Source organism: Joostella sp., from assembly GCF_048266025.1.
Taxonomy (GTDB): Bacteria; Bacteroidota; Bacteroidia; order Flavobacteriales; family Flavobacteriaceae; genus Galbibacter; species Galbibacter atrarenae.
The window spans coordinates 300,933-323,707 of sequence record NZ_JBLXAF010000001.1 but is presented as its reverse complement, the minus strand read 5'-3'; the positions used below and the strand labels follow the sequence as shown (position 1 = coordinate 323,707).

Here is a 22,775-nt window from a genome sequence, read left to right as displayed (position 1 = left end):
TTTAGCATTTCAGACATTTTTATGCATAAAAAAAAGGAGAACTGCTCTTATGGATAAGCAACCCTCCTTTTTATAAACTAATCTAAACTAACTTAAAAACCTAACCTAATTCTTGGTTTTATGTATAATGAAAAACAAATATTTAATTTCTTTTACACTGTAAAATTACAAATAAGGTTCAATTTGAACTTAAGCTATTTTAGTGTTTAACCTATATTTAACTAGAAAATAGTCGCTATGTTAAGGTTTTTAACTAGGTTCAATATTCTAAGTTAGGATAGGTAAAATTATATGATAAATGTGTGTTAATTAATGTTGAGGTAATCGTTTTTCCCTGTGTTTTTTTGGACCTGTCAAATGTAGGTGGTTCAAGTCCCATTTTTTCTGCTTGACTTGTGTAATATTCTTCTCTAGAAGGATGTTTTGGTGCAGATGCATTTAAAGTTATTCCCCAAACATCTTTATCGATAATGGCATTTATAATTCCGATGCAATCTTCTAGGTGAATCAGGTTTACTGGCGCCTCTGGATTCGATACATCTTTCTTTCCAGATAATGTGGTTATTGGGTGCCTTTTATCTCCATAAAGCCCAGAAAAGCGGATTACAGTGGTTTTAAAGTTAGGATTGCTCTTTAATAACTCTTCAGAAGCTAAAATTTGTTTGCCACTTTCCGTCTCCGGTTTAGGAGGTGTGTTTTCATCTACAATATCATTATTATTAGCATAAACGGAAGAACTACTTATAAAAATAACCTTCTTAATATTGGACTCTTCTATTTTTTCTGAAAGGGTTTTAATTTTTGAAATATAATTAGCGTTAGAATTTCTTCTGATACGTGGAGGAATATTTATAAATAGGATGTCTACATCCTGAAGGAAATAACTAATATTACCCTCTATATGATGCTTATGTACAGCAATTAAAAATGGATTTATTTTATGTTGCGCTATGTGCAGAATTTTATCTACAGAGGTTGTCGCCCCATTTACCTGATAATTATTCTTTACAAATGATTTGGCAAGCGGCAAGCCTAACCATCCACAACCTAGTACTGCAATTTTTTTTGACATTATAGTTTTATAGTTTTTTTAATCAATATAGCATCATTTAAAACAAAAGGCATGGGGATTGCATTTTTAGGACGAGGAGGAATACTAAATAAAGGATGCTCTAGAAGATCGTTTGAAGCTTCATAAAAAGTTAGAACAGGTTTATCATTAGCCTTAAAAACTAAATTTAATTCAGAATAATCATTATTACTAATGTAATGTGTTAAAAGTCTACTGTCTCGATTTTTTAAATAATTATCGGTAAGACTAATTCCATTTATTTTACAACCAAATAGCGGTGTACTATCTGTAGTTATCTCTAACCGATTTACATTTCTATGGGGTGTAATGCAGATTGTAACTTCCCGCTTATTACCAATGACAGTATCTTTTAAAATTTCTATAGCTGGAATTGGAATATTTTTAATTGGAGCCGTTGCTATATGCGTAAACCCAGTACCATATTTACTGCTAAAATTTGAGTTTTTATCTGTTATAGAATCTTTTGTTTTTACATATTGTGATGTCCAAGGGTCTAAAACATTATTATAGGTAGCCCATTTTGCAGTATTAGTGTCTGCATCTAATATATATACCAAACTGGTTGGATGTGGATTTTCTTTACTGAATTCCGCTTGAAAATGGGCTGAGATTAAAAACAGTAAAGCTATTAAAAACCCTAAATAAGCGTAAGATTTTTTATTCGGATATAATCCAAAAATAGGAAGCAATAATCCAAAAAGAAGCACACTTAATATGCAAGAACCTACAAGTACTTTTAACCCTAAACCTACGGGGAACATTTGGATTAAAGGTGCTAGGATCCATATTGCGGGGATACATAATATTATTAGAAATAATAATTGAGGTTTTTTATTTTTCTGATGGAGCAACATATATAGTGCTCCTAAGGCACCAAATAAAGGGATTATAAAAAAACTAGCTCCTTTTAAATAAGTGGCTATTGCTGCACAGATTATGATCCAGAAGAATATTGGTGCTATGATTAGATTTTGAGTTTCAACTTTTTTGAATCTAGCATAGATAAAGAAACATATTCCAAAGCTTAAGGCTGTAAAGCCAGCAATATAAAAATGACCGTTATATGTAAATCCATGTAAAATATCTTGGTATTGTGGATAGATTTTTAGTAATGTAGTCCAACTGAAGTAGCCGATTATACCTGCTAAGGCTAACGAAAGTATAAAAGCTGCAAATCCTTTTAAAACACCTCTTACATTTAGCTTTGCTCTTTTGAATCCTATTATGATAATAATTAAAAATAAAGCAATAGCAATTGCCAACATCGGAATTATCCAACTAAAGGGATAATAAACAAAGTTAAAAACAGGAACGTCGAAGTAAATATAATCAACCTCCGATTTTATTTTAGAGAGATCGTAATCAGCATAAAAGTTCAGCAGAGGGATAAGATAAGAAATTTGATGCCTTAATGTATTCCTGTCAACATTTTCAAAACTATCACGAACAGTATGGTAATCATAATGATCGTCTATAAAAGCAAAATTAAAGCCATCGATATTAGCATTCTCTCTAAAAACAGTAAGATCTGTATCGTTAGGAAGCATTTTATAAATACTATAAGCTAAAGAATTTGCTACTGGAAATTGTGGATTCGCTTCAGCAAAAGACTCAATCATATTTTTATTCCCGCCATTTGTTTCAATAAGCATATAACTAGGTCCGCCGCTCCCTCTAGCTTCAAAATTTAGGATTAATCCAATGTCTTTTTTTAATTGGTGTTTATCAACAAAAAGTTGCGCACCATTGAGTCCTAGCTCTTCAGCATCTGTAAATAAAATGATAATGTCATTCTTTGGCTGTTTATTATCAGCTAGAAATGTTCTTACTCCTTCTAAGATTACACCCACGCCCACAGCATCGTCGCTTGCTCCTAATGAGCTGTGAGGGCTGCTGTCATAATGAGACATAAGAACAAGAGCTTTACCGTTTTCTGTTCCTTTTATTTTAGCTATTATATTTTTAGCTTTACTTAGGTTTCCCCAATCTCCAGTAGTATAACCTTCTTGAGTCTCAGTTTTTAGACCTAGTTTTTCTAGTTCAGAAATTATGTATTCTTCAACTTCTTTATGAGCATCTGAACCTACAAAATGAGGTTTTTTAGATATTCTCTTAATATGATTTAATGTGTTTTCTACTGAAAACTTACCAGTAAATGAATCCGTTTGAGGCATTAAATCATAGAATCTCCAAGCGGTAATTCCAACGATAACAAGAAATGATAGTATTAGGGAATATTTTTTCACAAGAAAAGGTTTAGTTCAAAGCATAAATATAATAATAAGGATTTTTAAATTAAGGGTTTCTCATGTTTCCCATCTAACTTGTTTTTTCTCCTAAAAAAATAGTTTCTATCCATTATTCAGGTTCTTTTTTGTTTAGAATCTACCATTCACATCCTTAGATTTAACAATGACTTAAAAAATTAACTATAAGATTACTAATAATTTATATTATTTCGTTATAATTAGTTATATTTATAATTAACACCAATCTTAAAAAACTACAAGAATATGGGGATTAAAAGTTTTCAAGGAGCAAGGGAAGAACAGAAGAAGCAATATGATGCGCCAATTCTGGTTGAAGATTATATGACTAAAAATCTAGTGATTTTTAAGCCAGATCAATCTATTTTAGAAGTTATGGAGCTCTTTTTAAAGCATCGTATTTCTGGTGGTCCAGTATGTGATGATCATGGGAAGCTTGTTGGGATTATTTCTGAAGCAGATTGTATGAAGCAAATTTCTGAAAGTCGCTATTTTAATATGCCGATTTTAGAAAAGAATGTAGAGAATTTTATGACTGTAGATGTCGAGACGATTCCTCATGATATGAACATTTTTGATGCTGCATCGCGGTTTTATGAAGGCCATAGAAGAAGACTTCCGGTAATGGATCATGGAAAGCTAGTGGGTCAAATAAGTAGAAAGGATATTGTTGTGGCTGCTTTGAAATTAAATAGTCATAATTATTAATAACTACTTTTTTAGGAGAAAACTAGCGTTCTCTTCTAACAATCATGTAATAGTCATTTTCCAGTGGCAGGTATCCTATATCATATAAAAAGTAATATGTAGTTCCTTTTTTTGTGGTATATGTACTTGTGAAATGTTCAAAATCAAAACCTTTATCTAAAAGTCGGGTTTTAGTAGTTTTGGTTTTGCTTTCTGGATTTAGTTCCTCCAAAATCCTATAATTTTTCCGAAGTCTATTATTAATATTTCTGATAAGATTTTTACTGTCTTTATTCAGTTTATTATTGAAAGCATTTCTACAATAATCACTACAGAATTTCTTATCGGCTCGACCAATTAATTTTTCACCACATTCAAGACAAACTTTTTCCATGTTTTATAAGATGTTAATTCTTCAAGTAGGCTTAATTTAGTGATGTACCTTTTTAAAAGAAGTAATTTAACTACCCCAGAAATATACTGAGGTAGTTTTATAAGTATATAAGGTACTATTTTTTTCTTACTTCATAAAGATCGTTTCTTCGGTCTTTTAAAATTCGGACACTTCCATGTTCATGAAGTTCTTTTAATAAATCGATATTTACATCTACTAAAAGAGTCATTTCTGTGTTTGGAGTTGCTTCAGCTTTGATTCCATTATTAGGAAAAGCAAAATCTGAAGGTGTTAAAACTGCAGCCTGCGCATATTGGATGTCCATATTATTAACTTTTGGGAGGTTTCCAACACAACCAGCAATTGCAACGTAGCATTCGTTTTCGATAGCACGAGCTTGGGCGCAACTTTTAACACGTGTGTAACCATTTTGAGTGTCTGTTAAAAAGGGAACAAACAATAATTGCATTCCTTCATCTGCTAAAAGTCTACTTAATTCAGGAAACTCAACATCATAACATATTATAATTCCAATTTTACCACAATCGGTATCAAAGGTTTGAATTGCATCGCCACCTTTCATTCCCCAATGGGAAACTTCGTTTGGAGTAATATGGATTTTCGTATACATTTCTGAAGTACCATCTCTTTTACATAAAAACCCAGAATTGTATAAGTTCCCATCAATAATGTGAGGCATACTTCCTGTAATAATATTTATGTTATAGGAGATTGCAAACTCTTGAAACTTTTGATGAATTGGTTCTGTATATTTTGCTAATTCCCGAATGGCATCTGCTTCGTTTAAGTGATTGTAATCTGCCATTAAAGGAGCAGTGAATAATTCCGGAAAGAGAGCAAAATCACTTCCGTAACCAGAAACAGCATCAATAAAAAATTCAGCTTGTTCAAATAAAGCATCTAAGTTTTTTAATGGACGCATTTGCCATTGTATAAGCCCCAATCTTACAATAGACTTCTCAGAATTTATGAGCTTTGGACTTTTATCATAATAGATATTATTCCACTCCATTAAAACTGCATAATCTAATGAGTTTGCATCTCCTTCCAGATAATTTTTCATGATCTTCTTAACATGGAAATCATTACTTAATTGGAAAGCAAGAACAGGATCAAATAATTCCTTCATTTTCACCTTATCAATATACTGCTTAGGAGTTATTTCATTAGAATGTTTGCTGTAATTAGGAATACGGCCAGCAAACATAATAGCCTTTAAATTTAATTGCTCGGTAAGTTCTTTTCGTTTGTCATACAAACGTCTTCCAAGTCGTAAACCTCTATACTTTGGATGAATAAAAACATCGATTCCGTATAAAATATTACCTAAAGAATTATGCGTGGAAAAAGTATAATTTCCAGTTATTTCTTCGTAGGTATGATTGTCGTCTATATCTTTTTCATCAATAACTAAAGATAAAGCACACCCAACAACTTTATCATCTGCTAAAACTACTAACTGTCCCTTTGGAAAAATGGAGAGTAGCTTTTTTATTTCTTGCTCTTTCCATGCAGCGCCCTCAATCTCGCTATATGCCTCAGTCATGGAAGATTTTAATTCTAAGTAATCTTCAATATGAAGATTTCTAAGCTCTATTTTATTTATAGTTTCCATATTTTTTTCTTCTTTAAAAACAATTTTCAAACGACTACAAATGATTACAACCGTATTTAAACGAAAGTAACTAAGTAAGAACCGAGTATATATTTGGTTCTGAACAATCTTTGCATTGTCGATTTGAGCATATCGAATTTACAATTAATTATAATATTAATCTTTTAAATTTTTTCAATTATGAACAGCTTAAGAAACAGTGTACGGTTAATAGGGAATTTGGGAAATGACCCTGAAGTTATCAATCTAGATAGCGGTAAAAAGTTAGCAAAATTCTCTATCGCTACAAATGAAAATTACAAGGATCAAAAGGGAAATGTGGTTAAAGATACTCAGTGGCATAATATAATTGCGTGGGGTAAAACTGCGGATATTGTAGAGAAGTATTTAGTAAAAGGAAAAGAGGTTGCTATTGAAGGCAAACTTACTTCTAGAAATTATGATGACAAAGAAGGAGTGAAGCGTTATGTAACAGAGATTAACTGTAATGAGATATTAATGCTTGGAAAAGAATAGTTAGTAGGCTATCTGTAGAGCGTATTAAATCATTATTAATACGCTCACAAATAGTATAAATATTCTTAAGAAAAAGTTTATGCTGCTTTCTCTTTCATTAAATCGAAGCATGGACATTTTTTACAACGTTTAGATTCGCTTTTCTGAAACTTTTTACAACACTTAGATTTTAAGCCCTTAGTTTTAAGTTCTTTAACCTTTTTGTCTTTTTTCTTCTCTTTATCTTTTTTCTTTTTGCCCAACGGAAATACATTTGATTACCTTGGACAAATATATCTATTTAAACTTAATCTAAATAAACTTTAACACTTTTCATTTACTCTAATGGAGTAGAAGCAGAGCTAGTTACAGTTAATTGTTGGATGTCACGATCAAACAAGTAAAGACCTCCTTTGTCATCGCCAATTAAATTAATCTTATCTAGTATCGTTCTTGCCATAGCCTCTTCTTCTATTTGCTCAGCAACATACCATTGTAAAAAGTTATGAGTTGCGTAGTCTTTTTCTTCTAAAGTGATATGTACAAGATTGTTGATGCTTTCAGAAACAAAAACTTCGTGGTCAAATAGTTTTTCAAACATTTCTTTAAAACTCTCAAAAGTAACATTAGGTTCTTTTAGAGCAGAAATTTTTGCATGCCCACCACGTTCATTTATAAATTTTACTAGCTTTAGCATATGCTCACGCTCTTCATCAGATTGATCATACATAAATTGAGCAACACCTTCTAAGCCTTTTACTTCTGCCCAGCATGCCATTGCAAGATATATTTGTGAAGACTCAGCTTCAACTCTTATTTGCTTATTTAATGCGTCTTCTATTTTCTTTTTTAACATTGTGATTCTATTTTTTTTAAATTTAATGAAATTATTCTATACCTAAACATCTTTTGGGATTCATCTACTAATTTTTAAATAGTCTATGTAAATTCAATAATATCAAAAGGCAATATCTGTCGGTGTCAATAAGTTATGTTAGGCTTATGTTTTAATTAAATCAATGTGTTTTATATAGTTGTGATTTTAAAAGGACATTGATAATTGGATGCGTTTTCTGTCAATATCAACTTCTGTAACCTTAACTTTTACATGTTGTTGCAATGTAACTACTTCGTTAACGTCTGAGACAAAACCATCGGTTAGTTTAGAAATATGTACAAGTCCACTTTCTTTAATTCCGATATCTACAAAACAACCAAAATTAGTGATGTTATTTACAATCCCAGGAAGTATTTGTCCAGGGTTTAAATCGTTGATGGTTTTAATATTTGGATCGAATTCAAAGATTTTTGCCTTTTCTCTAGGGTCGATTCCAGGTTTTTCTAATTCTTTGACAATATCTGTAAGAGTCAGTAAACCGATATTTTTGGTACAGTATTTTTCAAGCGGAATCTTCTTAATCAGCTCTTTGTTACCAACCAAATCTTTAATTTTCAATTTTAAATCTACAGCCATTTTATTCACTACAGAATAGCTTTCTGGATGAACAGCAGAATCATCTAAAGGGTTTGTTGGGCTCTTAATACGGAGGAAGGCTGCACTTTGTTCAAAAGCTTTATTTCCTAACCTCGAAACTTCTTTTATAGCTTCACGAGATGTAAAAGGACCATTTTCATTTCTATGAGAAACAATATTTTCGGCTAGTTTATCGCCAATTCCAGAAACATAACTCAATAACGATTTGCTGGCTGTGTTAATATTTACACCTACTTTATTTACACAACTCGCAACAACTCTATCAAGTTCATCTTTTAGTTTTGCTTGGTCTACATCATGTTGATATTGCCCAACGCCAATAGATTTAGCTTCGATTTTAACAAGCTCCGCTAAAGGGTCTGAAAGTCGTCTTCCAATAGAAACAGAACCTCGTACCGTAATATCATAATTTGGGAATTCTTCTCGGGCTATTTTTGATGCTGAATAAATAGATGCTCCAGCTTCACTAACAACAAAAACTTGCACATCACTATCAAAACGAATTCTTTTAATGAGCGTTTCTGTTTCTCGTGATGCAGTACCGTTACCAATAGCAATGGCTTCAATTTTATAAGCATTTACTAAAGTGCTAATCTTCTTTATAGCTTGTGTAGCTTCTTTTCTTGGTTCATGCGGATAGATCGTTTCGTTGTGAAGTAATCCTCCTTGTTTATCTAAACACACCACTTTACATCCAGTTCTAAACCCAGGATCGATAGCCAACACTCTTTTTTCACCTAATGGCGGACTCAAAAGGAGTTGTTTTAGATTCTTTGCGAAAACTGAGATTGCTGTAGCATCTGCCTTTTCTTTGGCATTAGTTAAGGCCTCGTTGCTAAGTGCAGGAGCAAGCAGTCTTTTAAAAGCATCTGTAGCCGCAAGTTCTATTTGCGCTCCACAGGCGTTGTTTGATTTTATGATTCTACTTTCAATAAAATCCAAAGCTTTGTCTTGATCTATTGTAATTTTAACTTTAATAAAGCCTTCATTCTCTGCTCTTAAAATTGCTAACAATCTGTGAGAAGGGCAACGCTTTAACGGCTCATTCCATTCAAAATAATCTCTATATTTTTGAGCATTTTCATCTTTCGATTTCGTCTTTACTACCTTGGTATTAATCTCTGCATAGCGTTCATATTGATTTCTGATGGCATTACGAATATCCAGACGTTCATTAATCCATTCAGCATTAATATGTCGCGCACCTTCTAAAGCTTCCTCCTCTGAAGCTACATTTTTATTTGTATATCTAGTGGCAATAGCATCTATGTCGTTTGCATTCTGAGCCATGATTATTTTTGCAAGTGGCTCCAATCCATTTTCTCTAGCTGTATCTGCTTTTGTTTTTCTAGACTTTTTATAGGGGAGGTATAAATCTTCTAATGCAACTAAATTATCTGTGTGCTCTATTTTTTGTTTTAATTCATCAGAAAGTACTTCTTGTTCCTCTAGAGATTTTAAAATTCGCTCTTTTCGTTTTTGTAAAGCTTCGAAATCCTTTTTTAGAGTAACAATATCTCCAATCTGAATTTCGTCTAAATTTCCAGTAGCTTCTTTACGATAGCGAGCAATAAAGGGGATTGTACAATCTTGATCAATAAGATTTACAGTGCTTTCGATGCTTTTTTCAGCAATAGAAGTTTTATTTACTATGTATTGAATGAGTGTTTGCATAGTGGCTAATTTTAAAACCCCAAAGGCTTTTTAAACTTTTGGGGTTTCTATAATTGTAATGTTGTTGTATTTAATTAATCGTTTTCCCGCTTGGAATTCCCGCTTCATCAGGATTTATAAAAACTATTTTTCCAGATTTATCCTCTGTCATTAATATCATTCCTTCACTTTCAACGCCTCTCAATTTTCGAGGAGCTAGGTTTACTAAAACAGTAACTTTTTTTCCAACAATATCTTCAGGATTAAAGCTTTTTGCAATTCCAGAAACAATAGTTCTTACATCAATTCCTGTGTCTACTTTTAAAACAAGGAGCTTGTCTGCTTTTGGCATTTTCTCTGCCTCTAAAATTGTTCCTACACGCATGTCTAATTTTGTAAAATCATCAAAAGTAATAATATCCTTTTGTGGTTCTACAGTAGCATTTTCTTCTGCTAGACTTTCTTGATTTGCTTTTTTAGTTGCTTCCAATTTTTCTAATTGTTTTTGAATTTCTTCATCTTCAACCTTCGTAAATAATAAAGATGCTTTTTCAACGGTATGTCCAGCTGGAAGTAAAACTTCCTTATTGGTAATATCATTCCATTGTAAATTTTCATCTAAAGAATTGAAAGCGAGCATTTCTTTAAGTTTATTAGAGGTGAACGGTAAAAATGGTTCACTTAAAACTGCTAAAGCACTAGCAATTTGTAAAGCTACATACATCACTGTTTTTACGCGCTCTTCATCTTGTTTTATAACTTTCCAAGGTTCTTCATCTGCAAGATACTTATTTCCAAGCCTCGCAACATTCATTAATTCTTGAGAAGCTTCTCTAAAACGATATTTTTCAATTGAATTAGAAATGATTTCAGGATACTTTCTTAGTTCTACTAATGTCTCCTTATCAATATCACTAAAAGTATTTGGCTCAGGAATAATACCTTCGTAATACTTATGCGTAAGCACAATAACTCTGTTGATGAAATTTCCGAAGATAGCAACCAATTCGTTGTTATTTCTAGCTTGGAAATCTTTCCATGTAAAATCGTTGTCTTTATTTTCTGGAGCATTCGCTGTTAATGTATAGCGCAATACATCTTGCTTTTCTGGGAAATCTTCTAAATATTCATGTAGCCATACTGCCCAATTTTTTGAAGTAGAAAGTTTGTTACCTTCTAGGTTCAAAAATTCGTTTGCTGGAACATTCTCAGGTAATATATAATCTCCGTGTCCTTGAAGCATTGCAGGAAAAATAATACAGTGGAAAACAATATTGTCTTTTCCGATAAAATGAATCAGTCTAGAATCTTTCCAATAAGGTTCCCAATCTTTTCCTTCGCGTTCTGCCCATTCTTTTGTAGATGAAATGTATCCAATTGGAGCATCAAACCAAACGTAAAGAACTTTTCCTTCCGCACCTTCCACAGGAACAGGGATTCCCCAATCCAAATCTCTAGTTACAGCACGAGGCTTTAGACCTTCATCGATCCAACTTTTTACTTGTCCGTATACATTAGACTTCCAGTCTTTTTTATGTCCTTTTATAACCCATTCTCTTAAGAAAGAATCATATTGATCTAAAGGTAAAAACCAATGTTTTGTTTCTCTCAAAACAGGAACAGAACCTGTAATTGTAGACTTAGGGTTTATAAGATCTGTTGCATTTAGAGAACTTCCGCAGTTTTCACATTGATCGCCATAGGCTCCATCATGATTACATTTTGGGCATGTTCCCACTACAAATCTATCTGCTAGAAACTGTTGTGCCTCTTCGTCGAAAAGTTGCTCAGTTACTTCTTCTATAAATTTACCATCTTCGTACATTTTCTTAAAAAAATCTGAAGCTGTATCATGGTGAATTTTTGCAGATGTACGAGAATAATTATCAAAGGAGATACCAAAATCTTCAAAAGATTTTTTGATGACACCATTGTACTTATCAATAATTTCTTGTGGCGTAACTCCTTCCTTTTTAGCTTTCATAGGAATTGCTGCACCATGTTCATCACTTCCGCAGATAAAGGCAACGTCTTTTCCTTTTAATCTCAAATAACGCGCGTAAATATCTGCTGGCACATAAACTCCTGCTAAATGCCCAATATGTATTGGGCCGTTAGTGTAGGGTAAGGCCGCTGTGATTGTAAATCTATTTTTATTTTTGGGTGTATCGTTGTATTTCTCTGACATTCTCAAAATTTATTGAAGTCACAAAAATAAGAATTTTCAAGGGAGTTTGCAGATAAATATGGGATACTAATTTTCTTAATTTAATAATTCGTACTTTTTAAATTGAAATAATTCTTTCTAGGTTATTTATGGTCTTATTTCATCTAAGAAAATGAGATATTTATAACTATGGCAACACATAATGAGTTTGGTAAAAAGGCGGAAGAAATGGCCGAAGCATTGCTTTTAAAAAAGGGATATGAGATCAAAGAAAAAAATTATAGATACGATCGTGCTGAAGTAGATATTATAGCTCAAATTAATAACCAAGTGGTTTGTGTGGAGGTAAAAGCTAGAAGTTCTATCTTTTTTGGAGATCCCCAAAGCTTTGTGAACAACAAAAAAATACGACTTATGGTAAAAGTGATGGATTATTATATGATAGATAATAATATTAATCTGGAAGTACGTTTTGATATCGTGGCCGTTTTTAAAAACAAAGAAAAGTACACAATTGAGCATTTTGAAGATGCTTTTTATCATTTTTAAGCTTCTAAAGTTCTGCTATTGACGGCTTATCCGAATAAAAACAATTTGTTATAAATAAAACAATTCGTTTAATTTTTTGTTTTTAAGAAAAGTTCGCTTAAATTTACAGCCTCTTAAAATACCAAACCAAACCACGAAAATGAAAACAATATCGTCAATTGTAGAAAATTACATTAAATCAAAGCCTTTTTTACAAAGTGCATTAGCTCAGGGAATTATTAATCTAACTTCGCTTTCTAGGAATATAAAGCCAGATATCGAAGAGCAATTAGGGAAAGAAGTTCGTAATGGAGCGATTGTAATGGCTTTAAAAAGACTTTCTTCAGAGTTAGAATTTAGAGCAACTCACAGAATTTTAAAAGTATTAAAGAACATTGGAGAAATTACTGTCCGATCGTCTCTCACAGACTATACCTTTTTAATTTCTGACACTATTCTTAATAAGCAAGCACGCTTATTACAAGAGATAAATGATAATAAAGATGTTTTTTATACTTCATCTCGTGGGGTTAATGAAACGAATATTGTTGTTAGCGACTCAATGAATGCTGTTGTTGAAACAATATTTAAAGATGAAAAGCTAACTCAGAAAGTAGATAAGCTTTCTTCGATTAGCGTTAAGTTGCCTGAAGAGAATGTAGTGATTCCTGGGATTTATTATTTTATTTTTCAGCGTTTAGCGTGGGAAGGAATTATACTTCACGAAGTAATTTCTACAACAAATGAGTTTACGATTATAGTAGGGGAAGATCAAATAGATATTGCATTTAAAGTTATAAAAGACCTTAAAGCGCTATAAAAAAAGAGTACTCTAAAAACTCACAATTAAGTTTTAGAATACTCTATAATTATTTTATTTATAATTGATTGTAATTCTCAACCTCGTAGGTTTCCTTCGGGGTTAATTACTGAATCGTATTTATAGTTTCTTCAAGTTCTTCTAAAGAATCTGGCTTTGCAATGATTTTTTTATCAGCATTTAGAAGGAAATAAGTTGGAGTTGCAACTACATTATAGTCATTAGAAGTTTTATTCTCCCATTTTCCAGCTCCGTATACATGTGTGAAACTAGGAAATTCTTTAATAGTGTCTTTCCAAGGATGCTCACTTTCCTCTAATCCGAAGGCAATAACTTTAAGTTTATTACTAGAAGTATTTTCTAAAAACTTATTTACTTCTGGAATCTCTTTCAAGCAATGAGAACAAGTACTACTCCAAAAAATAATGAGGTAGTTTTCAGCATCATTTAAATCATATAAACTCTTAGAGTTTCCTAGATTAAAATTAGGGGCTTTTGCTCCAACACCAGTCTTTTTATATTTATGTATGTCTGCTACTAGTTTTTTATCTCCAAATTCTTGAGCCAATTCCTCAAGATAGGTGTCCGATATATAGTTGGCGATTTCCATATTATCTATATCAGAAAAATCATACCATAGACCTTCTAAAATTGATTTTTTCAATTCATTATTAGCTCCAATCTTTGTTGCTACATAGTCTATATTTTGAACATATTGAGAAGGTGTGTCTTTGTTTGCGAATCTAAAAACATAAATTTTAGAGGCATTTTCTAAGTAGTTAGAATTCTGAAGAATTGGATCGTTAAAATCGATATGTTTAAAAAACTCATTCTTTTCAAGACTTAAATATTCTTCTATTGATATTTGTTTCTGAGGAATAGGAAGCCTTCCAGTTTTTATAAAATGATTGGCCAGCATGCCTTCGCTTTGAGTCTCGTATTGATTCTGAATCCCATCGATGGCTTTAAATACATTAAAGAAAGTACTTTTCTTAACATCTGGTTCAAAAGTAGCACTAAGTAAGTGCTTGGCCTCATCTGCATTTGCATTGTATTCTTGAAGGATAAGATTCTCGTCAGAAGTTAAAAAGGTAACGCCTCCAGTACTACTGTATTCAAAAGTAATATCTTCCTTTCCGTTGTAAATAAAATCAAAATAATATTCATCTTGAGGAACTCCAAAGACCAAACGATACATTCCGGTCTCTAATGTGCTCTCCAGTGGAACAGTTGCATTTCCATCAGCAGCAATATTGCTATTCGAAATATAGGTAGGATAGTTTGGTGTTACTCGATATAAAAACACCTTGCTAAACTGATCATTAGGCGTAAAAGTACCAGAGATGCTATGTTGTGCTAATCCCAAAAAAGGAATTAGTATTAGTAAAAATATAAACTTTTTCATCGTTGTTTTTTTAATATTAAATTACAATTATCAAGCCAAAGGTTATTCGCTGTAAGCAGGCTCTAAAATTGGTTTTATCGTATTTAGAGCTTTGTGAATAGATTTTATCTGCTCGAAAGTTATAAGTAAACGTAGACCGTTGCGAGTCTCTTTCTCCTTAATCTTTCCAACCTTAGGATGTGCTTGAATGTATTGTAAAATACTTCTAAATCTATCACTTTGATAAAAACTACTTTGTTGGTCAGCAATAAAGTAACCTATCATTTTACCTTGTTTTAAAATAATTCTTTCAAGACCTAATTGAGTAGCAATCCACTTAATTCTTACACTATTTAGTAAATCTATAGCTTCTTCTGGAAGTTCTCCAAAACGATCTATAAGCTGACTTTCAAATGTTTCTAACTCTTTTTCCGTTTTAATATTGCTTAATTCGCTGTACAATTTTAAACGTTCTGTTATTGCGTTGATATAATCATCTGGGAAAAGCAATTGGAAATCGGTATCCAATTGTGTGTCTTTTACATATACCTTGTCTTCTTTTGGAGTATCGTAAAGATCGGCGAATTCATTCTCTTTTAGTTCTTCAATAGCCTCTTGCAGTATTTTTTGATACGTATCAAAACCTATTTCATTCATAAATCCACTCTGCTCACCACCGAGAATATCTCCAGCACCACGAATTTCTAAATCTTTCATTGCAATATTAAATCCGCTTCCCAGTTCTGTAAATTGCTCCAATGCCTGAATCCTTTTTCTGGCATCTTCCGTCATTACAGAATATGGAGGTGTTATAAAATAGCAAAATGCCTTCTTATTACTTCTTCCAACACGTCCTCGCATTTGATGCAGGTCTGAAAGGCCAAAGTTATTGGCGTTATTAATAAATATTGTGTTTGCATTCGGAACATCAAGTCCACTTTCTATAATAGAAGTAGCTACTAGGACATCAAAATCTCCAGCCATAAAACTCAGCATTAATTGCTCTAGTTTCTTTCCGTCCATCTGGCCGTGTCCGATTCCAATTTTAGCATCAGGAACCAAACGTTGTATCATTCCTGCTACTTCTTTAATGTTTTCAATTCTATTATTGATAAAGAAAACCTGTCCGCCACGTTGAATTTCATAAGAAATAGCATCTCGAATAACTTCTTCATTAAGTTGAATTACGTTACTTTCAATTGGGTATCTATTTGGCGGAGGTGTAGTAATAACAGAAAGATCTCTTGCTGCCATTAAGCTAAATTGTAGCGTTCTCGGAATCGGAGTAGCGGTAAGTGTAAGTACGTCTACATTTTCTTTAATTGTTTTCAGTTTGTCTTTTACGGCAACACCAAACTTCTGCTCCTCATCAACAATAAGAAGGCCGAGGTCTTTAAATTTTACATTTTTATTTACCAATTGGTGGGTTCCTATAATAATATCAACTTTCCCTTCAGCAAGCTTTTCTAGCGTTTCCTTTTTCTCTTTAGCGGTTCTAAAGCGATTTAGATATTCTATGGTTACTGGCATATCAGATAGACGTTCGCTAAATGTTTTCTGATGCTGAAAAGCTAAAATGGTTGTAGGTACTAAAACAGCAACTTGCTTACCATTATCAACTGCTTTAAAAGCTGCTCGAATGGCAACCTCTGTTTTACCAAAACCAACATCCCCACAAACAAGTCTATCCATGGGTTGCTCCTTCTCCATATCTCGTTTTACATCTTCGGTAGCTGTACTTTGATCTGGAGTATCTTCATAAATAAAGGAAGCTTCAAGTTCATTTTGGAGATAACTATCAGGGCCATATTGAAAACCTTTTTCTGTTTTTCTTTTAGCGTATAGTTTAATAAGGTTAAAAGCAATCTCTTTAACCTTACTCTTTGTTTTCTTTTTAAGATTTTTCCAAGCGGTAGAACCTAGTTTATATATTTTAGGAGTTTTTCCGTCTTTCCCGTTATACTTAGTTATTTTATGAAGCGAATGGATACTTACATATAGGATATCTCGCTCTCCATAAATAAGTTTAATAGCTTCTTGTAATTTCCCCTCAACTTGGATTTTTTGTAAACCACCAAACGTACCAATTCCATGATCGATATGAGTTACATAATCTCCAATTTCCAAATTGGTGAGTTCCTTTAAAGTAATGGCTTGTTTTTTAGAATATCCATTTTTTAAATGAAACTTATGATAGCGTTCAAAAATTTGATGATCGGTATAGCACGCAATTTTATGCTCCTTGTCAATAAACCCTTGAAACATAGAAAAAACGACTGTTTGATAATGAACGTCGACTTCCATGTCGTCAAAAATATCGTGAAAGCGTTTTGCCTGCTGATCACTTACACAAAGGATATAGTTTGTATATCCCTTTTCATGATTTTCATCTAAATCTTCAATTAATAAATCAAATTGTTTATTAAAAGAAGGTTGAGGAGCTATATTAAAGGTTATTGTTTCGTAGTAAGTATCGTTGTCTTTAGGTGTACTTAAATCTACGGTTATATATGTTTTAAGCTGATCTTTAAGAAGTGCGCCTGTAGAAAAAAGTTCTTTTGGAGGTGCGTGTTTTATATCTTTAGATAGCTTATCAAAAGCTTCTTCGGCTTTAGTGAATAGACTATCTATTCTTGAAAAAAGAAGCTCGTTGTTCTTAATAAAGACAACTGTTTTTGCTGAAATATATTTTAAGAAACTTTCACGATCTTCTTCCAGCAGTTTATTTTCAACATTCGGAATAATAGAAATTTTCTTGAGTTTATCAGTTGATAGCTGAGTTTCCACATCAAAAGTACGGATGCTATCTACTTCATCACCAAAAAACTCTATTCGATATGGTTCATCATTAGAAAAAGAGAATACATCTACAATACCACCACGAACTGAAAACTCTCCAGGCTCAGTTACAAAATCTACTCTTTTAAATTTATACTCAAATAGCGTTTCATTTATAAAATCTATAGAAAGCTTATCATTAAGATTTATTTTTAACGTGCTTCGTTCTAATTCTTTTTTGGTGACAACCTTTTCAAAAAGCGCCTCAGGGTAGGTAACAATTATTGCAGGCTTTTTTCGAGAATTAATACGGTTCAATACTTCTGCTCTTAAGAGAACATTTGCATTGTCTGTTTCTTCAATCTGATAAGGTCTACGATAACTTCCAGGATAAAAAAGAACATCCTTTTCGTTTATGAGTTGCTCTAAATCATTTAGATAATAGGCGGCTTCTTCTTTATCATTCAGAATAAATAAAAAAGGTAATTCAGCATCTTCAAATGCATTTGCAATTACAAATGAAAGTGACGATCCTACAAGGCCTTTTAAATGAATGTTATTTTGAGAATTGGCAATAGAATTCCCTAATTTCTGTTGTTGCAGAGATTCTTTATACGTAGTTATAACCTGTTTGAGACCAGGTAGCGTGATTTTTTTACTCACTGAAACTTATTTTACCCCACTAAGTGGGCTTAATTTCCCAACGTAACACGTGGAAAAGATTAATTGCTTTGGACTAACTTCCTTATCAGTAAAACTGTAGGGGAGTTAGCTACAAAGATAAATGAATGTCTTTACAATAGAAAAGCTAAATTAAACTTAAAACCAGGATGAAACTTTTTTATGTAACACTTATTGAATAATTTGAGTGTAAATAAAAATAGATATGGATTTAGAATTAAAAGGAAAACGAGCATTTATTTCTGGTTCAACGAAGGGAATTGGATATGCAATAGCAAAAACACTTGCTAAAGAAGGAGCTGAAGTTGTTATAAACGGAAGAACTCAAAGCTCGATTGATGATGCTATAAAGAGTATTTCTAAGGAAATAGATAATGCAAATATAACAGGATATGTTTGTGATTTTTCGAGTCCTGAGGAAATAAAATCCTTAATCAGTGCTTTAGGAGAAGTAGATATTTTAATTAATAATGTAGGGGTTTTTGAACCGAAGCCTTTTGAAGAAATATCAGATAATGAATGGCAGCGGTTTTATGATATCAATGTAATGAGTGGCGTTCGTTTATCGCGTGCTTTATTACCAGGAATGAAGAAACGCGATTGGGGTCGTATTATATTTATTTCTAGTGAAAGTGGTATTAATATTCCTGAAGAAATGGTGCATTATGGGATGACGAAGACGGCACAACTTGCAGTCTCTCGTGGAATTGCAGAAACAACAAAAGGTACAAATGTTACTGTTAATGCTGTTTTGCCCGGGCCAACACTTTCAGAAGGAGTTAAAGAGTTTGCAGGCGTAGAGGAAGGAAAAAGGGAAGAGGTTGAAAAGCAGTTTTTTAAAACCGAGCGTCCTACTTCTTTATTGCAGCGATTTGCAAATCCTCAGGAAATAGCAAATATGGTAGTTTATATTGCTAGTCCACTATCTGCAGCAACTAATGGGGCAGCGCTCCGCGTAGATGGAGGAGTTGTTAAAACTGCATATTAAATTATTAAAAGGAAAGTTTTTATAAAAAATTGAGCGTAGTCGGATTAATTTTTCGGCTACGCTCTATTTTATAATTATATGTCGGAAATATTAACTTCTTACTTTTTGTTCCCATTTCCAGGCAGAATCCATTGCTTCATCTAAAGTAGACTTAGCTTGCCATCCTAATTCTTCATTTGCTTTTTTAGTGTCTGCATAAATAGCAGTAACATCTCCAGGACGTCTGTCTACAACTTTATAGTTGAGTTTTTGTCCGCTTACTTTTTCAAAACTTTGAATTACCTCAAAAATAGAACTTCCTTTTCCTGTTCCGATATTAAAAACTTCGTAATTAGATTTGTTTTTGTTTTCAAGTAATCGTTCTAAAGCGGTAACATGTGCTTTTCCTAAATCTACCACATGGATATAATCTCGAACACAAGTTCCGTCTTCAGTAGGATAATCTCCACCGAAAACTAGTAATTGTTCTCTGATTCCGATTGCTGTTTGCGTGATATAAGGAACCAAGTGATGTGGCTTTCCTTGAGGAGTTTCTCCAATGTTAGCACTTGGATGTGCTCCAATTGGATTGAAATAACGTAAAGAAATAGCTTTAATATGCTGATTAACTTTACAAGTGTCTTGGATTATTTCTTCTCCTATTTGTTTTGTGTTACCGTAAGGAGCTTCTGCTTTTTTTACAGGGGCTTCTTCCGTTATAGGCAATTTATCTGTTTCGCCATAAACAGTACAAGATGAACTAAAAATCATCGACATTTCCTTTCTTGCAGAAACTTCTTTCAGAAGATAGATTAATGAATTTAAGTTGTTTTCATAATATAGTAATGGGTTTTCTACACTTTCATTCACAAAAATAGAGGCAGCAAAATGTATAACTCCTGCTATATCTGTGTGTTTTTTAAAGAAAGCAGCAACAGCATCTTTTTCTCTCAAATCGAGTTTCTCGAATTCAGGTTTCTTGCCTGTTATTTTGGTGATAGCATCCAAAACATCAAGAGAAGAATTAGATAGGTTGTCTATAATGATAACTTCAAAACCTTTATTTTGAAGCTCTACAACAGTATGAGACCCTATAAAACCCAGTCCTCCGGTTACTAATATTTTCATTTATAATATTATTGGTGTGAGTTAGGCAAAAGCTATAACTCGGTTAGTTAATAAATTCTTTTATTTTATCGGTGATAAATACAATCTGATCATCATCCAGCTCTGTATGCATAGGTAAAGAAATAACCTCTTTTACCAACTGATTTGTTACTTCAAAATCGCTTTCATTGTAACGAGAATCCATATATGCTTTCTGACTGTGTAATGGAATTGGATAATATACTCCGCAAGGAACTCCATTTTCGTTTAAGAATTTCACTAATTCATCACGTTTACCGTTTGTAATTCTTAAGGTATATTGATGAAAAACGTGGTGATTATTGCTAGCTTCAAGTTCACCTTCAGCTAACACAGGAGTTATAATATGGTTATGCCCTTTTAATGCTTGGGTATATTTTACGGCAGCTTCTCTTCTTTTCGTATTATAAGTGTCTAACAATGGAAGTTTAGCACGTAAAACTGCAGCTTGAATAGAGTCTAAGCGAGAGTTTACACCAACAACATCATGATGGTAGCGTTCGTACATTCCGTGGTTTACAACACCACGAAGCGTGTGCGCTAATTCATCATCATTAGTGAAAATTGCACCACCGTCACCATAACATCCTAAATTTTTAGAAGGAAAGAAAGAAGTTGCTGCAACGTGACCAATAGTACCAGATTTCTTGGTAGTTCCGTCTTTATAAGTGTAATCTGCACCAATTCCTTGAGCATTATCTTCAATTACATATAAGTTATGTTCTTTCGCTATTTCCATAATAGCTTCCATATTGGCACACTGTCCAAAAAGATGAACTGGAACAATAGCTTTTGTTTTTGGAGTAATTGCCTTTTTAATAGCTTCAATGTCTATATTAAAAGTATCAGCCTCTACATCTACCAAAACTGGAGTTAACTGTAATAACGCAATCACTTCTACAGTAGCTGCAAAGGTGAAGTCTACAGTTATAACTTCGTCTCCTGGCTTTAAATTTAATCCCATCATTGCAATTTGCAATGCGTCTGTACCGTTAGCACACGGGATTACATGTTTTACATCTAAATATGTCTCTAATTCTTTTTGGAAATTTTGCACTTCTGGCCCATTTATAAATGCAGCAGATTCTAAAACTTCGGTTATGGAATTGTTTACTTGTTCTTTTATGAAACTATATTGACTTTGTAAGTCAACCATCTGTATTTTCCTCATGGAGATCGATCTTAAGTAGCTACGAAATTACAAAAATTAGTAACCATAGACAATGTATTAACATAAAGTAACGTATTTTAGCCATAAAAGAAATAAAGTGTTTTTTTTATATAATATTTTAGTTTACATCGTCAGTTTTTTTCTGAATATAGCTGCACTTTTTAATAAAAAGCTAGGGCTTTTTGTAAGTGGACGTAAAGGATTGTTTGATTTTCTGAAAGGGACTATTTCTAAAAACGATAGGGTTATTTGGTTTCATACTGCTTCTTTAGGAGAATTTGAACAAGGACTACCCGTTATTGAAGCTACAAAAAAAGCATATCCATCTCATAAAATTCTAGTTACTTTTTTCTCGCCTTCAGGTTATGAAGTGAAAAAGAATACGGATATTGCAGATGTTGTTTGTTACCTTCCTTTGGATACAAAATATAATGTAAATCAGTTTCTCGATATTGTAAAACCTGAACTTGCTATTTTCGTGAAGTATGAATTTTGGCCAAATTTCCTTTCAGCATTAAAAAAAGATAGCATCCCTACTTTATTAATATCAGGTATTTTTAGAGAGGAACAAGCTTTTTTTCATTGGTATGGGAGTTTTATGCGAAAACCTTTGAAAACATTCAATCACTTTTTTGTTCAAGATGAAAACTCGAAAGAATTACTTTCAGGTATTGGAATTACGAATGTTACCGTAAGTGGAGATACTCGTTTTGATCGTGTAGCAGAAATTTTAGAGCGTGATAATAATTTAGCGTTTATAGAGGAGTTTAAACAAGATAAACTATGTGTTATTGCCGGAAGTACTTGGCCAGAAGATAATAATTTATTTGTAGATTATATAAATAATGATAGCTCAGGGGAAGTAAAATATATTATTGCACCACATAATATTAAAGGAGGAGAGATAAGAAAGCTATTATCAGATTTAAATAAGAAAAGTATTCTATATTCTGAAATGGAAGGGAAGCACCTATCGGAATATGAAGTTTTTATTTTAGATACAGTTGGACTGTTAACAAGAGCCTATAGTTATGCAGATATTGCATATGTAGGTGGTGGAATGGGGTCTACTGGGCTTCATAATACATTAGAACCCGCCGTTTTTGGAATTCCAGTGATTATAGGGAAGGAGTATAAAGGATTTTTGGAGGCTGAAAATTTAGTAGAATTAGGAGGTGTTTTATCTGTGTCTAATAAAAAAGAATTTAGTGATAAGTTAAGTTATTTGGTTGATAATAAATCTGCCATGAATGATGTTGGAGCGATTAATAGCAATTTTATAAATAAAAATAAGGGTGCTAAGATCCAAATAGGACACTTCATACGTAAATTAATTAAATGATTTTTCACAGGAATCTATGTATTGTTAAAATTATGTGAAAATTATTTGTTAGCGAACGGATTATATTCTAA

General features: G+C 32.6%; 17 protein-coding genes. 6 read left to right on the top strand and 11 right to left on the bottom strand.

Annotated elements, in window-relative coordinates; all coding sequences use genetic code 11:
* Window positions 1-259: 259 nt before the first annotated feature.
* Both ACN0TY_RS01390 and ACN0TY_RS01385 read right to left on the bottom strand, forming a co-directional pair.
* Window positions 260-1,072: an SDR family oxidoreductase gene (locus ACN0TY_RS01390; protein WP_417443076.1), complete on the bottom strand. Its 813-nt coding sequence runs from the start codon at window positions 1,070-1,072 to the stop codon at window positions 260-262.
* Window positions 1,072-3,339 carry a M20/M25/M40 family metallo-hydrolase gene (locus ACN0TY_RS01385; protein WP_417443075.1) on the bottom strand — a complete coding sequence of 756 codons (2,268 nt, stop codon included), beginning with the start codon at window positions 3,337-3,339 and terminating at the stop codon, window positions 1,072-1,074. Before ACN0TY_RS01385 ends, ACN0TY_RS01390 begins: the two co-directional genes overlap by 1 nt.
* A gap of 267 nt (window positions 3,340-3,606) precedes the next feature.
* On the opposite strand from ACN0TY_RS01385, the gene ACN0TY_RS01380 reads away from it, so the two are divergent.
* Window positions 3,607-4,068, top strand: coding sequence for a CBS domain-containing protein (locus ACN0TY_RS01380; RefSeq protein ID WP_236957281.1), 462 nt, complete (start codon window positions 3,607-3,609; stop codon window positions 4,066-4,068).
* A gap of 22 nt (window positions 4,069-4,090) precedes the next feature.
* Here the strand turns inward: ACN0TY_RS01380 and ACN0TY_RS01375 are convergent, their stop codons facing one another.
* Both ACN0TY_RS01375 and ACN0TY_RS01370 read right to left on the bottom strand, forming a co-directional pair.
* On the bottom strand, window positions 4,091-4,441 hold the full coding sequence (locus ACN0TY_RS01375; protein WP_236957280.1) for a hypothetical protein: 351 nt from the start codon (window positions 4,439-4,441) through the stop codon (window positions 4,091-4,093).
* Window positions 4,442-4,556: 115 nt separating this feature from the next.
* A complete protein-coding gene (locus tag ACN0TY_RS01370) occupies window positions 4,557-6,077 on the bottom strand; it encodes a GNAT family N-acetyltransferase (protein WP_417443074.1) in 1,521 nt (506 codons plus the stop codon).
* A 180-nt stretch (window positions 6,078-6,257) separates the two neighbouring features.
* On the opposite strand from ACN0TY_RS01370, the gene ACN0TY_RS01365 reads away from it, so the two are divergent.
* On the top strand, window positions 6,258-6,593 hold the full coding sequence (locus tag ACN0TY_RS01365) for a single-stranded DNA-binding protein (protein ID WP_236957278.1): 336 nt from the start codon (window positions 6,258-6,260) through the stop codon (window positions 6,591-6,593).
* A gap of 316 nt (window positions 6,594-6,909) precedes the next feature.
* On the opposite strand, the gene ACN0TY_RS01360 is transcribed toward ACN0TY_RS01365, so the two are convergent.
* From ACN0TY_RS01360 to metG, 3 genes are all read right to left on the bottom strand, one after another.
* Complete coding sequence (locus ACN0TY_RS01360) at window positions 6,910-7,428, bottom strand: ferritin (protein ID WP_236957277.1); 519 nt, start codon at window positions 7,426-7,428, stop codon at window positions 6,910-6,912.
* A gap of 186 nt (window positions 7,429-7,614) precedes the next feature.
* Window positions 7,615-9,741: a Tex family protein gene (locus ACN0TY_RS01355; RefSeq protein ID WP_417443073.1), complete on the bottom strand. Its 2,127-nt coding sequence runs from the start codon at window positions 9,739-9,741 to the stop codon at window positions 7,615-7,617.
* A gap of 70 nt (window positions 9,742-9,811) precedes the next feature.
* The gene (metG, locus tag ACN0TY_RS01350; protein ID WP_417443072.1) at window positions 9,812-11,908 is read right to left on the bottom strand and encodes a methionine--tRNA ligase; all 2,097 of its coding nucleotides are present in this window, start codon (window positions 11,906-11,908) and stop codon (window positions 9,812-9,814) included.
* Between the two features lie 168 nt (window positions 11,909-12,076).
* Here metG and ACN0TY_RS01345 point away from each other — a divergent pair, with 168 nt between their 5' ends.
* Together ACN0TY_RS01345 and ACN0TY_RS01340 are read left to right on the top strand one after the other, a co-directional pair.
* Entirely contained in the window at window positions 12,077-12,436 is a 360-nt protein-coding gene (locus ACN0TY_RS01345) for a YraN family protein (protein ID WP_417443071.1), read from the top strand.
* A gap of 139 nt (window positions 12,437-12,575) precedes the next feature.
* A complete protein-coding gene (locus ACN0TY_RS01340) occupies window positions 12,576-13,235 on the top strand; it encodes an aspartate kinase (RefSeq protein ID WP_236957273.1) in 660 nt (219 codons plus the stop codon).
* Between the two features lie 106 nt (window positions 13,236-13,341).
* On the opposite strand, the gene ACN0TY_RS01335 is transcribed toward ACN0TY_RS01340, so the two are convergent.
* Window positions 13,342-14,640: a thioredoxin-like domain-containing protein gene (locus ACN0TY_RS01335; protein WP_417443070.1), complete on the bottom strand. Its 1,299-nt coding sequence runs from the start codon at window positions 14,638-14,640 to the stop codon at window positions 13,342-13,344.
* Window positions 14,641-14,682: 42 nt separating this feature from the next.
* Window positions 14,683-18,060 (bottom strand): transcription-repair coupling factor, encoded by a 3,378-nt coding sequence (gene mfd / locus ACN0TY_RS01330; protein WP_417443069.1) that lies wholly within the window; start codon window positions 18,058-18,060, stop codon window positions 14,683-14,685.
* A gap of 223 nt (window positions 18,061-18,283) precedes the next feature.
* Here mfd and ACN0TY_RS01325 point away from each other — a divergent pair, with 223 nt between their 5' ends.
* A complete protein-coding gene (locus ACN0TY_RS01325; protein WP_417443068.1) occupies window positions 18,284-19,066 on the top strand; it encodes an SDR family NAD(P)-dependent oxidoreductase in 783 nt (260 codons plus the stop codon).
* A 90-nt stretch (window positions 19,067-19,156) separates the two neighbouring features.
* On the opposite strand, the gene galE is transcribed toward ACN0TY_RS01325, so the two are convergent.
* Both galE and ACN0TY_RS01315 read right to left on the bottom strand, forming a co-directional pair.
* On the bottom strand, window positions 19,157-20,173 hold the full coding sequence (galE, locus tag ACN0TY_RS01320; RefSeq protein ID WP_417443067.1) for a UDP-glucose 4-epimerase GalE: 1,017 nt from the start codon (window positions 20,171-20,173) through the stop codon (window positions 19,157-19,159).
* A 43-nt stretch (window positions 20,174-20,216) separates the two neighbouring features.
* The gene (locus tag ACN0TY_RS01315) at window positions 20,217-21,362 is read right to left on the bottom strand and encodes a DegT/DnrJ/EryC1/StrS family aminotransferase (RefSeq protein ID WP_417443066.1); all 1,146 of its coding nucleotides are present in this window, start codon (window positions 21,360-21,362) and stop codon (window positions 20,217-20,219) included.
* Window positions 21,363-21,459: 97 nt separating this feature from the next.
* On the opposite strand from ACN0TY_RS01315, the gene ACN0TY_RS01310 reads away from it, so the two are divergent.
* Window positions 21,460-22,704 carry a 3-deoxy-D-manno-octulosonic acid transferase gene (locus tag ACN0TY_RS01310; protein WP_417443065.1) on the top strand — a complete coding sequence of 415 codons (1,245 nt, stop codon included), beginning with the start codon at window positions 21,460-21,462 and terminating at the stop codon, window positions 22,702-22,704.
* The last annotated feature ends 71 nt before the right edge of the window (window positions 22,705-22,775 follow it).